Consider the following 13,625-nt stretch of genomic DNA (forward strand, 5'->3'; position numbering starts at 1 on the left):
ACGTTGCTCAGATCAGGCGCGCGCGCAGCGTGCCGCGCAATGCGTTGGCGATAACGATGGCTTCGGCGCGTTGCACCATGTCACGCGTCACGGTGGCTTCCTGCACCGGTCCGTCGATCAATGCGTCCCCTTCTTCGAGCACCACGGCACGCATCACGCCCGGCAGGATGTCCGCCGAGAGTGGCGGTGTCATCCAATGACCATCTACCTTGATGAACACCGAACTGCGGCCGCCTTCGAGCAGTTCGTCGCACGTGTTGAAGAACAGGCTATCGAACCCGCCTGCCCGCTCCGCGGCCTGCCATCCCTGATCGAACACGGCGCGCGCGCTGAGCTTGTGCCGGCGCAGCGGATCGTGAACGGGCAGGCATGTCGGTGCGATCTCGAGCCCCACGACGCCATGCGCGAGCGGAGCCAATGCCCCGCTGGCAAATACCAGCGTGCCGCGCTTGTCCACACTCACGCGCAGGCGCCAGTCGCCATCGCCCAGTCGCGCGGCTTCAGCCTGCACCGCCGCGCGGGCTTCAGGCAAGTCCAGCGCGAAGCCGAACGCCGCCGACGAGTTCGCTAGTCGCTGCAAATGGCGCTCGCGATGTAGCACTGCGCCATCGCGCGCATGCATGGTCTCGAACAACGTGAAGCCGGGGTCATGACCGATCAGGAACCGCGCTTTCCATCCGCATTCGGCGTACTCATCGTCGGCCACGCTGTCGTGCACGATGCCACCGCCCACGCCCATCTCGGCCGCGCGCAGGCCATCGGCCCCGGGCGGCGCCAGCACCAGCGTGCGGATTGCCACAGACATGCCGAAGGCGCCGACGCCTATGACCTCCGTAGTCTTATGCGATGTCGCATCGAGCCAACCGATCGCGCCCGTGTACAACCCACGTGGCGACGTCTCGAGCTCGGCGATGATCTGCATCGTGCGCCGCTTGGGCGCGCCGGTAATCGAGCCGCACGGGAACAGCGCGGCCATCAACGCACCGAACGACGTACCCGGGCGCGCGGTCGCGGTGACTGTCGACGTCATTTGCAACACGCGACCGAACGGTTCGACGACGAAGCGCTCGGGCACCGCCACGCTCCCGGGGATCGCCACGCGACCGAGGTCGTTGCGCAGCAGGTCGACGATCATCACGTTCTCGGCGCGGTTCTTGGCATCGGTGGCCAGTCGTTTCGCGGCGCGCGCATCCTGTTCGGCATCCCCTGAGCGCGGCGCGGTGCCCTTCATTGGACGTGCGACGAGATGTCCGTGGCCATCGTGCTCGACGAACAGTTCGGGCGATAGCGACAGCACCCAACCGCCACCGGGCAGATGCGCAAGCACGCCGAACGGCACCGGCTGTGCCGCGCGCAACGCCGCATAGAACGCCATCGGATCGCCAAACACGCGACAGCGTAGTCGTTGCGTGAAGTTAACCTGATAGGTATCGCCCGCCTCGATGTAATCGTGGATACGCGCGATCGCTTCGGTGTATTGCGTCCGCGTGGTGCTGGCCGTCACGTCGAGCGCGCCCGTCGGGCCTGGTTGTGCGCCTGCGGCTAGCCACTGCGCCACACCTTCCGTATCGAGCCGGCGCAACGTGCGAAACCACAGCACGCGCAGGGCGCCGTCGTGAAACGGCAGCGCATCGCCAACGTGCACGGGTGCGCCAACGATCGCACCACCGAATTCGTAGGGCGCAAAGAACGTGGCGTGCAACCCGTCCCGCCAACCGCTGGCCAGCAGCGTGTCAAGCGCCGATACGTCGGCACCGGCCGCCAGCACGTCCTCCCGGACGAAATCGGTATAGAGGCGCGAAGCCGTCACGCCAGAGCCGGCTGTGGCGTCGTCGAGCAGAACGAAGGGGGGCGAAGGGATGGGTACCACGAAGACTGGATGCGAAAACGCTGCAGTCGGCATTATCGCTGCGTTGGGCATAAAAAAACCGGCCACGCTGGACACGTGGCCGGTTTCATCGTCCTGTCGACGAGTCGATAAGGCGATCAGCTAAAGAAGCTCTTCACCTTGTCGAGCCAGGACTGCTCCTGCGGGCTGTGACGCGAACCGCCCTCGTGCACCGAGCGGTCGAACTGACGCAGTATGTCCTTCTGGGCCTCGGTCAGCTTGACCGGCGTCTCCACGTTCACATGCACATAGAGGTCGCCCGGATATCCCGAGCGCACACCCTTGATGCCCTTGCCGCGCAGGCGGAACGTCTTGCCGGCCTGGGTGCCTTCCGGCACCGGGAAACTGGCCCGGCCGCCCAGCGTCGGCACTTCGATATCGCCGCCCAGCGCCGCCGTAGCGAACGAGATCGGCATCTGGCAGTGCAGGTCGTCGCCGTCGCGCTCGAACACCGGGTGCTGCTTGATATGCACCTCGACGTAGAGATCGCCCGGCGGGCCACCGTTGATGCCCGGCTCGCCGTTGCCCGACGAACGGATACGCATCCCTTCATCGATACCGGCCGGAATCTTGACCTCGAGCGTCTTCTGCGACTTGAGCTTGCCCTGACCGTGGCACTTGGTGCACGGCTTCGGGATGAACTTGCCGCTGCCGTGGCACTTCGGGCAGGTCTGCTGCATCGTGAAGAAGCCCTGCGACACACGCACCTGGCCCACGCCATTACAGGTCGGGCAGGTTTCGACCGACGAACCCGGCTCGGCGCCATTGCCGTGGCAGTGTTCGCAATCGTCCCAGTGCGGCACGCGGATCTGCGCCTCGTGGCCATGCGCGGCCTGCTCCAGCGAGATCTCCATGCTGTAGCGCAGGTCGGCGCCACGGTAGGCCTGCGGGCCGCCGCCACGACGTCCGCCGCCGGCTGCCTGGCCGAAGATGTCGCCGAAGATATCGCCGAACGCTTCCGCGAAGCCACCGCCGCCAAACCCGCCGCCGCCGAATCCACCGGCCATGTTCGGGTCCACGCCAGCGTGGCCGTATTGATCGTAAGCCGCCTTCTTCTCGGGGTCGGAGAGCATCTCGTAGGCCTCCTTGACCTCCTTGAATTTCTCCTCGGCTTCCTTGTTATCCGGATTGCGGTCCGGATGGTGCTTCATCGCGAGCTTGCGATAAGCCTTCTTGATCTCGTCGTCGCTCGCGTTCTTGCCTACCCCGAGCACTTCGTAGTAGTCACGTTTTGCCATGGTGGCTCATACCTGATTGGCCCGACGGAGCGCTTACATGCCCGCCGCGCGATAAGCAAAAAAGCCGAGCGCAGTGTCCGACCGAGGTTTGCACCTGGTGTCAGACAACCGTCGCCCGGCGTCGGGAACGGGTGGCGGCGCCGGCATCACCCGCGCCGCCACCCGCCGTCCCGATTACTTCTTGTCGTTCACTTCCTTGAACTCGGCATCCACGACGTTGTCGTCCTGCGGCTGGGCCTGCTGCTGAGCGCCGCCGGCTGCGCCGGCACCTGCCGCCGCACCTTCACCGGCCTGGGCCTGCATGTCGGCGTAGACCTTCTCGCCCAGCTTCTGGCTGGCTTCGGACAGCGCGTTGACCTTGGCATCGATCTCGGCCTTGTCACCGCCGCGGGCGGCGTCTTCCAGGTCCTTGATCGCGGCTTCGATCTTTTCCTTCTCGCCAGCTTCGAGCTTCTCGCCGTACTCGCCCAGCGCCTTGCGCGTCGAGTGGATCAGCGCGTCGGCCTGGTTGCGGGCATCGGCCAGCTCACGGGCGCGCTTGTCTTCCTCGGCATTGGCTTCGGCATCCTTCACCATGCGCTGGATCTCGTCTTCCGACAGACCCGAGTTCGCCTTGATCGTGATGCGGTTTTCCTTGCCGGTGGCCTTGTCCTTGGCGCCCACATGCAGAATGCCGTTGGCGTCGATGTCGAACGAGACCTCGATCTGCGGCGTGCCACGCGGTGCCGGCGCAATGCCTTCCAGGTTGAACTCGCCCAGCATCTTGTTGCCGGTGGCCATCTCGCGCTCGCCCTGGTACACCTTGATCGTCACGGCCGGCTGATTGTCGTCAGCGGTCGAGAAAACCTGTGCGTGCTTGGTCGGGATGGTCGTGTTCTTGTTGATCATCTTGGTCATCACGCCACCCAGCGTTTCGATGCCCAGCGACAGCGGCGTCACGTCCAGCAGCAGCACGTCGGTACGGTCGCCCGACAGCACCGAACCCTGGATGGCGGCACCCACGGCCACGGCTTCGTCCGGGTTCACGTCCTTGCGGGCTTCCTTGCCGAAGAACTCGCGCACCTGTTCCTGCACCTTCGGCATACGGGTCATGCCGCCGACCAGGATCACGTCATCAATGTCGCTGACCTTGACGCCTGCATCCTTGATCGCGGTACGGCACGGTTCGATCGTGCGGGTGATCAGTTCTTCCACCAGCGCTTCGAGCTTGGCGCGCGTGATCTTCAGGTTCAAGTGCTTCGGACCCGAGGCATCGGCCGTGATGTACGGCAGGTTGATCTCGGTCTGCTGCGAGCTCGACAGTTCGATCTTGGCCTTTTCAGCGGCTTCCTTCAGGCGTTGCAGCGCCAGCACGTCCTTCGACAGATCGACGCCCTGTTCCTTCTTGAACTCGCCGATGATGTAGTCGATGATGCGCTGGTCGAAGTCCTCGCCACCGAGGAACGTGTCGCCGTTGGTCGACAGCACTTCGAACTGCTTTTCGCCATCCACGTCGGCGATTTCGATAATCGAGATGTCGAACGTGCCGCCGCCGAGGTCATACACGGCAATCTTGCGGTCGCCCTTCTCGTTCTTGTCCATGCCGAACGCCAGCGCTGCAGCGGTCGGTTCGTTGATGATGCGCTTGACGTCCAGCCCGGCGATGCGGCCGGCATCCTTGGTTGCCTGGCGCTGCGAGTCGTTGAAGTACGCCGGCACCGTGATCACGGCTTCGGTCACGGGCTCGCCCAGGTAGTCCTCGGCGGTCTTCTTCATCTTGCGCAGCACTTCGGCCGAAACCTGCGGCGGGGCCAGCTTCTGGTCGCGCACGCCAACCCAGGCGTCGCCGTTGTCGGCCTTGACGATCGCGTACGGCATCAGGCCGATGTCCTTCTGGACTTCCTTCTCTTCGAACTTGCGGCCGATCAGGCGCTTCACCGCGTACAGCGTGTTACGCGGGTTGGTGACGGCCTGGCGCTTGGCAGGCGCACCAACCAGGATCTCGCCATCTTCCATGTAGGCGATGATCGACGGCGTGGTGCGTGCGCCTTCGGAGTTCTCGATGACTTTCGGCGTGTTGCCTTCCAGAATGGACACGCAGCTGTTGGTGGTACCGAGGTCGATACCGATGATCTTACCCATAGTGTTCTCTCCTATTGAGCCCTGCTTCTTGAGATCAGGGCTGCAATTCAACCTGAATGCGAAATGTGGCCATCGCGGGCCATTTCAAGGGCGAAATTCGCAAATCCGAGTAAATTTCTCGGAAAAACGAGTCAGGCTAATAAGTGGCTCATACGTAACTATTCAGGACTCCCGCTCACGCTGCCAGAGCACGTCGCTCCCGCCACCCGCGCGGTTCAGCACACGGGCCAGCACGAACAGCAGGTCTGACAGCCTGTTCAGGTACTGGCGCGGCGCCTCGTTGAGCGCTTCGGCGGCGCCCAACTCCACAAGCGCACGTTCCGCCCGGCGGCAGACCGTACGGCAGATGTGGGCCTGCGCGGCGGGCCGGCTTCCGCCCGGCAGGATGAATTCGGCCAACCGTGGCAGGGCGGCATTGTAATGGGCCAGCCAGTCGTCGAGCTGGGCCACCTGGGGTGCCTTGAGCAAGGTATAGCCCGGGATGGAGAGTTCACCACCCAGGTCAAACAGGTCGTGCTGGATATGGAGCAGCGCGGCGCGGACGTCCTCGGGCAGATCCGGTTCGGTCAGCAGCAGGCCGATATGGGAATTCAGCTCATCCACGTCGCCGATCGCGACGATGCGCAGGCTGTTCTTGCCGACCCGGCTGCCATCGCCGAGGCCCGTGGTGCCGGCATCGCCGGTGCGCGTGGCAATTTTGGACAGGCGATTACCCATGCCGGTCTCCTTGTGGTCAGTGTTTTAGAAGTGGCGCAATTATGGACCCTCCGGGGCCGGGCGGCGCGTACCGGGGACGTATGGGAGACGTGGAAGGCGACGTAGAATGGCGGCATTCCCTTGCATACAGAGCTATACGGCCCGAGCCGGAGACCCGCATGAACCACCCCACACCTGCCACCGCCCTGGCGCGCCGGCCGTTCCCATCGGAACTGGCCGATGCCCTCGCCGCCCGCTTCGGCGACCGCTTCACCACCTCGGTCGGCGTGCGCGAGCATCATGGGCGCGACGAATCCCCGTTCCCGCCCGAACTGCCGGACGCCGTGGTCTTTGCCCATAGCACCGAGGAAGTGGCCGAACTGGCGAAGCTCTGCAACACGCATGGCGTGCCGCTGATCCCCTACGGCGCCGGCTCCTCGCTCGAGGGCCACCTGCTGGCCGTGGCCGGCGGTATCAGCCTCGACCTGTCGCAGATGAACCGGGTGCTGGCCGTGCACCCCGAGGATCTGACCGTCACCGTCCAGCCCGGCGTCACGCGCAAACAGCTCAACCAGGAGATCAAGGACACGGGCCTGTTCTTCCCGATCGACCCAGGCGCCGATGCATCGCTGGGTGGCATGTGCGCCACGCGCGCCTCGGGCACCAACGCGGTCCGCTACGGCACCATGCGCGAGAACGTGCTGGCGCTGACCGTGGTCACGGCCGACGGCCGGGTCATCCGCACCGGCACCAATGCGCGCAAGTCGTCGGCGGGCTATGACCTGACGCGCCTGTTTGTCGGCAGCGAAGGCACGCTCGGCATCATCACCGAAGTTACGGTGCGGCTCTATCCGCAGCCGGAAGCGATCTCCGCGGCCGTCTGCGCCTTCCCGAGCATGGGCGACGCCGTGCGTGCCACCATCCAGACGATCCAGCTTGGCGTGCCCGTGGCCCGCGTGGAGTTCGTCGACGCCCTGGCAATCCGTGCGATCAACCGCCATGACAATCTGACCTTGCCGGAAACGCCCCACCTGTTCTTCGAGTTCCATGGCACTGAGGCCGGCGTGCGCGAACAGGCCGAGACCGTGCAGGACATCGCCGCCGAGCACGGCGGCCAGGGCTTCGAATGGGCCACACGGCCCGAGGACCGGTCGCGGCTCTGGAATGCTCGCCACACCGCCTATTTCGCGATGCTCCAGCTGAAGCCGGGCTGCAAATCGGTCACCACCGACGTCTGCGTGCCGATCTCTCGGCTGGCCGACTGCGTGACCGAAACCGAGCGCGATCTGAATGCGTCGTCGCTGCCCTGCCCGATCGTCGGTCACGTCGGGGATGGCAACTTCCACGTGGCGATCCTGGTGGACCCGGACAAGCCCGAGGAAATGGCCGAGGCCGAGGACATCAACCGCCGCATCGTGCAGCGCGCGCTGGCGATGGGCGGCACCTGCACCGGCGAGCACGGCGTGGGCCTGCACAAGATGGGATTTCTGGTGCAGGAGCATGGCGAGGATGCGCTCGACCTGATGCGCGCGATCAAGGATGCGCTCGACCCGAACCACATCCTGAATCCGGGCAAGATCTTCAGCGCCACGCGCTGAGCACGCGGCCATGGCATCGGTTTTCCATCGCGTCCCACCCCTGCACCTGCTGATCGCGTTCGAAGCGGCTGCCCGGCTGGGCAGCTTCGCGCGCGCTGCCGAGGAGCTCTCGGTGACGCCGAGCGCGGTCTCGCACAGGATCAAGAACCTTGAGGAACTCTGGGGCGACGACCTGTTCGTGCGCTCGAACGCCGCGCTGCGGCTGACCGCGGCCGGCACGCGCTACCAGCGCAACGTGCAGGATGCGCTGAAGTCGCTCAACGAACTGGCGCGCCCCGAGTACAACAAGCTGCGCACACGGCTGCGCGTGGCGATTCCGCCGACATTCGGTCGCCAGCACCTGGTGCCGCGCCTGCCCGAGTTCACCGCGCTCTATCCGCATATCGATCTCGAACTGCACCTGGCCGTGCCGTTCCTCGACGTCAAGGCCGAGGACACCGATATCGAGATCCGCTACGGCACCGGCCGCTACCCCGACCTGAAGACCACGAAACTGCTGGTCGAGCCCGTGTTTCCGGCGTGCGGGCGCGAGTACTACGAGCGCGTGAACGGCTTTGCGGTCACCAAACCCGAGGATCTGCACAATCTGACGCTGCTGCGCAGCCCGCTGGAACCGTGGCGGCCGTGGTTCGAAACCGCCTGCCTGGACTGGCCGGAGCCGCAGACTGGCGCGCAGTTCAACGATATCGGCCTGATGCTGGAGGCGATCGTCTCGAACCAGGGCGTGGGACTGGTGCGCCAGCGCATGGCGCGGCAGTGGCTGGCGGCGGGCCAGATGGTGAAGCTGCTCGATATCGAGTCGGTATCGCCACACGGCTACTACATCGTCGAACGCGAGCAGGCGCCGCTGATGCCCGAGGCGCGCTACTTCATCGACTGGCTGCTCGGGCTGGACTGGTAGCGGGCAAGCCACTACGCTGGAAGCGGCTTCGTCCGCGACCTTGGGCATTTGCACCCGGCATGAACCTTTTTGATCGGGTCGTCGTGCCGAATTCACGTGCGCCAGGGCGCTCCCGGCGGGGTGCCTGCGCTATAGTCTGCCGTCCCGGCCCCGGTACGAGCACGCATCCACGCGGGAATCGTGCGCGTCGGCCGGTCCGTCACAGGAGTTGTCATGAACGCCCCGCAAGACGCCCAAACTGTCGCCGGTGAATCCGCGGAGACGCGACGCGCCACGCTGCTGGCCGGCCTCGCCCGCATCCTGCCCGACACGGCCGTGCTGTGGAAGGCCGAGGACACCGTGCCGTACGAATGCGACGGCCTGGCCGCCTATCGCCAGGTTCCAGACGCCGTGGTGCTGCCCGATACCGAGGAGCAGGTCTGCGCGGTGCTGCGCCTGTGCCACGAGCTCGGCGTGCCGGTGGTGCCGCGCGGCTCCGGCACCAGCCTGTCTGGCGGCGCGATGCCGATCGCCGGCGGACTGGTTCTGTCGCTGGCCAAGTTCAAGCGCATCCTGTCGCTCGATCCGTATTCCCGCACGGCGGTGGTTCAGCCCGGCGTGCGCAACCTGGCAATCTCCGACGCTGCCGCCCCGCACAACCTCTACTACGCGCCCGATCCATCCTCGCAGATCGCCTGTTCCATCGGCGGCAACGTGGCCGAGAACTCGGGTGGCGTGCATTGCCTCAAGTACGGCCTGACGGTCCACAACGTGCTGCGCGTGCGCGCGGTGACGATGGAAGGCGAGGTGGTCGTGTTCGGGTCCGAGGCGCCCGACGCGCCGGGCCTCGACCTCCTGGCCGCGATGATCGGCTCCGAGGGCATGCTGGCCGTGGTCACGGAAGTCACCGTGAGGCTCATTCCCAAACCGCAACTCGCGCAGGTCATCATGGCCAGCTTCGATGATGTGGAAAAAGGCGGCAATGCCGTGGCCGACGTGATCGCCGCTGGCATTATCCCGGCCGGGCTGGAGATGATGGACAAGCCCGCCACGGCCGCCGTGGAGGAGTTCGTCAAGGCCGGCTACGACCTCGACGCCGCCGCGATCCTGCTGTGCGAGTCGGATGGCACGCCCGAGGAAGTGGCCGAGGAAATCGCCCGCATGAGCGAGGTGCTGCGCGCATCAGGCGCGACGCGCATCACGGTGTCGCAAAGCGAAGCCGAGCGCCTGCGCTTCTGGAGCGGCCGCAAGAACGCCTTCCCGGCCGCGGGCCGCATCTCGCCCGACTACTACTGCATGGACGGCACGATTCCCCGCAAGCACATCGGCACGCTGCTCAAGCGCATCGAGCAGATGGAGCACAAATACGGGTTGCGCTGCATCAACGTTTTCCATGCGGGCGATGGCAATATGCACCCCCTGATCCTGTTCGATGGCGCCGATCACGACGAGTGGCAGCGCGCGGAGCTGTTCGGGTCGGACATCCTGGAGGCCTGCGTGGAACTCGGCGGCACCGTGACCGGCGAGCACGGTGTGGGCGTGGAAAAACTCAACTCGATGTGCGTGCAGTTCTCCCCGTCCGAGCGCGACGCGTTCTTCGGGGTCAAGGCCGCATTCGATCCCGCCCGGCTGCTGAACCCGGACAAGGCAATCCCCACGCTTGCGCGCTGCGCCGAATACGGCAAGATGCACGTCAAGCGCGGCCTGCTGCCGCATCCGGACCTGCCGCGTTTCTGACACTATCCAGACGGGAAGGCGCGAGAGTCCGCAACCCTTCTCCGCCTTGCACATGTCACGATCCACACGATCCGATCAAAACGCGCGCATTCGTCAACGGCTCGGCCAACCCGAGTCGGGATGGCGCCAGCGCTGGTACACGATCATCTTCGAAGCGGACACGCGCCCGGGCCGCACGTTCGACATCGTGCTGCTGGTGGCCATCATCGCCAGCGTAGCCGTGGTCATGCTCGACAGCATCCAGGCCATTCACGCGCGCCTGGGCACGGTGTTCACCGCGCTCGAGTGGCTGTTCACGCTGCTGTTCACGACCGAATACATCATGCGGCTGAGCGTCGTGCGGCGCCCGCTGCGCTACGTCTTCAGCTTCTACGGCATCATCGACTTCTTGTCGATCATTCCGACCTGGGCGTCGTTCTTCGTGCCGGAACTCGCCTTCCTGATCGACGTGCGCCTGCTGAGGCTGCTGCGTGTCTTCCGGATTCTCAAGCTGACGGTCTATTTCGAGGAAGCCGAGATCCTCATGCTCGCGCTGTCCAACAGCCGCCGCAAGATCTTCGTGTTCCTGGGCACCGTATTCATCATCACGGTAATCCTGGGCACGATCATGTACGTGGTGGAAGGCCCCACGCACGGCTTCACGAGCATCCCGGTCAGCATGTACTGGGCCATCGTCACGCTTACCACCACGGGCTTCGGCGACATGGTGCCGAAGACGCCGATCGGTCAGTTCATTACGTCGATCACGATCCTGCTCGGCTACGGAATCATCGCGTTTCCGACTGGCATCGTTGGCGCGGAACTGGCTGCAAGCATCATCCGGCGCCCGCTGACCACGCGCTCGTGCGAACACTGCCTGACCGAAGGCCACGAGCCCGACGCCACGTTCTGCAAGCACTGTGGCACCGCGTTGCCAGAGTATCGAACCGAACTGGCCACCGACCGACGCGGCGACGACGGTAGCCGATCCCGCTGACGCCCCCCAATTCCCAATTACGACAACGTCCTCATGCAAGCCACTCTCGACGCCTTTCGCGATGCGATCCGCCAAGCCGGCGACACCCGCACACCGCTGCGCCTGCGCGGTGGCGGCAGCAAGGACTTCTATGGCCAGGCGCTGGCCGGCACCGTGCTCGATACGCGGGCCTATCGCGGCATCGTCGAATACGATCCCGCCGAACTCGTGATCACGGCACGCTGCGGCACGCCGCTGGCCGAGATCGAGGACGCGGTGGCGCAGAAGCGCCAGATGCTGGCCTTCGAGCCGCCGCATTTCGCGCTGCGCGGCCAGGCCAGCACGGCCACGATCGGCGGCGCGGTGGCGGCCGGGTTGTCCGGTCCTCGCCGTCAGTCCGCGGGAGCGCTGCGCGACTTCGTGCTGGGCGCGCAATTGATGGACGGCCACGGCGAGATCATGAACTTCGGTGGCCAGGTGATGAAGAACGTGGCCGGCTATGACGTGTCGCGCCTGCTGGCCGGCTCGCTCGGCACGCTCGGCCTGATTCTCGAGGTCTCGCTGAAGGTGCTGCCCGTGCCATTCGATGACGCCACGTTGCGCTTCGCGATGGACCAGGCCGAGGCGATCGACCAGCTCAACAAATGGGGCGGCCAGCCGTTGCCGATCGCGGCGTCGGCGTGGCACGACGGATTCCTGCATGTGCGACTCAGCGGCGCGACCGCCGCAGTTTGCGCCGCGCGTGACAACCTGGGCGGCGAGGTCGTCGACGCCAGCCACGCCCAGCAGTTGTGGATGGTCTTGCGCGAACAGACGCACGCGTTCTTCTCCCCAGCAAACGATACGGGCCGCGCCCTGTGGCGCATCGCCGTACCGACGGTCTGCAAGCCGCTGGACCTGCCCGGCGCTCAGCTCGTGGAATGGGGTGGCGGCCAGCGCTGGTGGATCGCTCCGGATGACAGCGCCGCATCGGCGGATCGGGTACGCGCCGCAGCGCAGGCAGCCGGTGGTCACGCCACGCTGTTCCGCAATGGCGACAAGTCCGTTGGCGTGTTCACGCCGCTGTCATCGCCGCTGGCCGCGATCCACAAGCGGCTCAAGGACACCTTCGACCCTGCGGGCATTTTCAATCCGCAGCGCATGTACAACGGACTCTGAGTCCGCAGGCAACCCCATAGCGACCTTCGCGACCACAGCGACCCCATATCATGCAAACCACACTGGCCGATTTCCTGCGCAACACGCCCGAGGGCGAAGAGGCGAAATCCATCGTCGGCAAATGCGTGCACTGCGGTTTCTGCACGGCCACGTGCCCGACCTACCAGTTGCTCGGCGACGAACTCGACGGGCCGCGCGGCCGCATCTACCTGATGAAGCAGGTGCTCGAGGGCAACCCCGTCACGGAAAGCACGCGCCTGCATCTGGATCGCTGCCTGACCTGCCGCAATTGCGAATCCACCTGCCCGTCTGGCGTGACCTATGGCCACCTGGTGGACATCGGCCGCAAGATCGTTGATGACCGGCTGGAGGCGCAAGGCATCAAGCGCCCGGCCAAGGAACGCATCGTGCGCTGGGTGCTGCGCGAAGGCCTGACGCGCCCAGCGCTGTTCGGCCCCGCACTGAGACTCGGCCAGATCGTGCGCCCCTGGCTGCCGCAGATGCTGCGCAACAAGGTACCCGCGAGCGAGCCCGTGGCGGGCACCTGGCCGCGCACCGAGCATCCCCGCAAAATGCTGTTGCTCGACGGCTGCGTGCAACCGGCCATGTCGCCCAACATCAATGCCGCCACGGCACGTGTGTTCGACAAACTCGGCGTACAACTGGTGGTGGCGCGGGAAGCCGGTTGTTGTGGCGCCATCCGCTTCCACAATGGCGACCATCCAGGCGGGCTCGACAATATGCGCGCGAACATCGACGCATGGTGGCCGCATATCGAGGCCGGAGCCGAAGCGATCGTCATGACCGCGTCGGGCTGCGGCGCGATGGTCAAGGACTACGGCCACCTGCTGCGCAACGATCCGACGTACGCATCGCGCGCCGCGCGTGTATCGGCCATGACACGCGACTTGTCGGAGCTGCTGCCCGACTTTACCGATGAACTGCACCGCCTGGCCGGCGCCGTGCCGCGCGATAGCCGCCGCGTGGCGTGGCATCCGCCGTGCACGCTGCAGCACGGGCAACAGATCCGCGGCAAGGTCGAAGCGCTGCTGACCCGCTTGGGTGTGGACGTGCGCCTCTGCGCGGACAGCCACCTGTGCTGCGGCTCCGCCGGCACCTACTCGGTGCTGCAGCCCGAACTGTCGTACAAGCTGCGCGACGACAAACTCGCCAAGCTGCAGGCCACCTCGCCGGAATCCATCGTCACGGCCAATATCGGCTGCATCACGCATCTGCAAAGCGGCACGGAAACGCCGGTGATGCACTGGGTCGAGCTGGTGGACCGGATGCTGGCGCCGGTGGTGGCGGCGCAGGCGGCCTAAGCCGCGGGTGATGGCGGTCCCCCTCTCCCGCG

10 protein-coding genes are annotated in these 13,625 nt (G+C 65.6%); 6 read left to right on the forward strand and 4 right to left on the reverse strand.

Going from position 1 to position 13,625, the window contains the following annotated elements:
- Positions 1 to 7: 7 nt before the first annotated feature.
- The 4 genes from pabB to RMET_RS14650 form a co-directional block, all read right to left on the reverse strand.
- Positions 8 to 1,903, reverse strand: coding sequence for an aminodeoxychorismate synthase component I (gene pabB / locus RMET_RS14635; protein ID WP_049799786.1), 1,896 nt, complete (start codon positions 1,901 to 1,903; stop codon positions 8 to 10).
- 83 nt (positions 1,904 to 1,986) lie between these two features.
- A complete protein-coding gene (gene dnaJ, locus RMET_RS14640; protein WP_008641963.1) occupies positions 1,987 to 3,126 on the reverse strand; it encodes a molecular chaperone DnaJ in 1,140 nt (379 codons plus the stop codon).
- A gap of 174 nt (positions 3,127 to 3,300) precedes the next feature.
- Positions 3,301 to 5,247 carry a molecular chaperone DnaK gene (gene dnaK, locus RMET_RS14645; protein WP_011517467.1) on the reverse strand — a complete coding sequence of 649 codons (1,947 nt, stop codon included), beginning with the start codon at positions 5,245 to 5,247 and terminating at the stop codon, positions 3,301 to 3,303.
- Positions 5,248 to 5,409: 162 nt separating this feature from the next.
- The gene (locus RMET_RS14650) at positions 5,410 to 5,964 is read right to left on the reverse strand and encodes a cob(I)yrinic acid a,c-diamide adenosyltransferase (protein WP_011517468.1); all 555 of its coding nucleotides are present in this window, start codon (positions 5,962 to 5,964) and stop codon (positions 5,410 to 5,412) included.
- Positions 5,965 to 6,122: 158 nt separating this feature from the next.
- Here RMET_RS14650 and RMET_RS14655 point away from each other — a divergent pair, with 158 nt between their 5' ends.
- The 6 genes from RMET_RS14655 to glcF all read left to right on the forward strand — a co-directional run bounded on the left by RMET_RS14655 (position 6,123) and on the right by glcF (position 13,593).
- Positions 6,123 to 7,541 carry an FAD-binding oxidoreductase gene (locus RMET_RS14655; protein WP_029307175.1) on the forward strand — a complete coding sequence of 473 codons (1,419 nt, stop codon included), beginning with the start codon at positions 6,123 to 6,125 and terminating at the stop codon, positions 7,539 to 7,541.
- Between the two features lie 10 nt (positions 7,542 to 7,551).
- On the forward strand, positions 7,552 to 8,442 hold the full coding sequence (locus RMET_RS14660) for a LysR substrate-binding domain-containing protein (RefSeq protein WP_011517470.1): 891 nt from the start codon (positions 7,552 to 7,554) through the stop codon (positions 8,440 to 8,442).
- Positions 8,443 to 8,655: 213 nt separating this feature from the next.
- Positions 8,656 to 10,158: an FAD-linked oxidase C-terminal domain-containing protein gene (locus RMET_RS14665; RefSeq protein ID WP_011517471.1), complete on the forward strand. Its 1,503-nt coding sequence runs from the start codon at positions 8,656 to 8,658 to the stop codon at positions 10,156 to 10,158.
- A gap of 52 nt (positions 10,159 to 10,210) precedes the next feature.
- A complete protein-coding gene (locus tag RMET_RS14670) occupies positions 10,211 to 11,134 on the forward strand; it encodes an ion transporter (RefSeq protein WP_011517472.1) in 924 nt (307 codons plus the stop codon).
- A 33-nt stretch (positions 11,135 to 11,167) separates the two neighbouring features.
- The gene (glcE, locus tag RMET_RS14675) at positions 11,168 to 12,271 is read left to right on the forward strand and encodes a glycolate oxidase subunit GlcE (protein WP_011517473.1); all 1,104 of its coding nucleotides are present in this window, start codon (positions 11,168 to 11,170) and stop codon (positions 12,269 to 12,271) included.
- 50 nt (positions 12,272 to 12,321) lie between these two features.
- Positions 12,322 to 13,593 carry a glycolate oxidase subunit GlcF gene (glcF, locus tag RMET_RS14680; protein WP_011517474.1) on the forward strand — a complete coding sequence of 424 codons (1,272 nt, stop codon included), beginning with the start codon at positions 12,322 to 12,324 and terminating at the stop codon, positions 13,591 to 13,593.
- Positions 13,594 to 13,625 lie beyond the last annotated feature (32 nt).

Origin of the sequence: Cupriavidus metallidurans CH34, from assembly GCF_000196015.1 — a bacterium.
GTDB classification, from domain to species: Bacteria; Pseudomonadota; Gammaproteobacteria; order Burkholderiales; family Burkholderiaceae; genus Cupriavidus; species Cupriavidus metallidurans.

Coding starts and splice junctions, on each gene's coding strand:
- pabB (WP_049799786.1), bottom strand. CDS start 1,903: ATGCCGACTGCAGCGTTTTCGCATCCAGTCTTCGTGGTACCCATCCCT.
- dnaJ (WP_008641963.1), bottom strand. CDS start 3,126: ATGGCAAAACGTGACTACTACGAAGTGCTCGGGGTAGGCAAGAACGCG.
- dnaK (WP_011517467.1), bottom strand. CDS start 5,247: ATGGGTAAGATCATCGGTATCGACCTCGGTACCACCAACAGCTGCGTG.
- RMET_RS14650 (WP_011517468.1), bottom strand. CDS start 5,964: ATGGGTAATCGCCTGTCCAAAATTGCCACGCGCACCGGCGATGCCGGC.
- RMET_RS14655 (WP_029307175.1), top strand. CDS start 6,123: ATGAACCACCCCACACCTGCCACCGCCCTGGCGCGCCGGCCGTTCCCA.
- RMET_RS14660 (WP_011517470.1), top strand. CDS start 7,552: ATGGCATCGGTTTTCCATCGCGTCCCACCCCTGCACCTGCTGATCGCG.
- RMET_RS14665 (WP_011517471.1), top strand. CDS start 8,656: ATGAACGCCCCGCAAGACGCCCAAACTGTCGCCGGTGAATCCGCGGAG.
- RMET_RS14670 (WP_011517472.1), top strand. CDS start 10,211: ATGTCACGATCCACACGATCCGATCAAAACGCGCGCATTCGTCAACGG.
- glcE (WP_011517473.1), top strand. CDS start 11,168: ATGCAAGCCACTCTCGACGCCTTTCGCGATGCGATCCGCCAAGCCGGC.
- glcF (WP_011517474.1), top strand. CDS start 12,322: ATGCAAACCACACTGGCCGATTTCCTGCGCAACACGCCCGAGGGCGAA.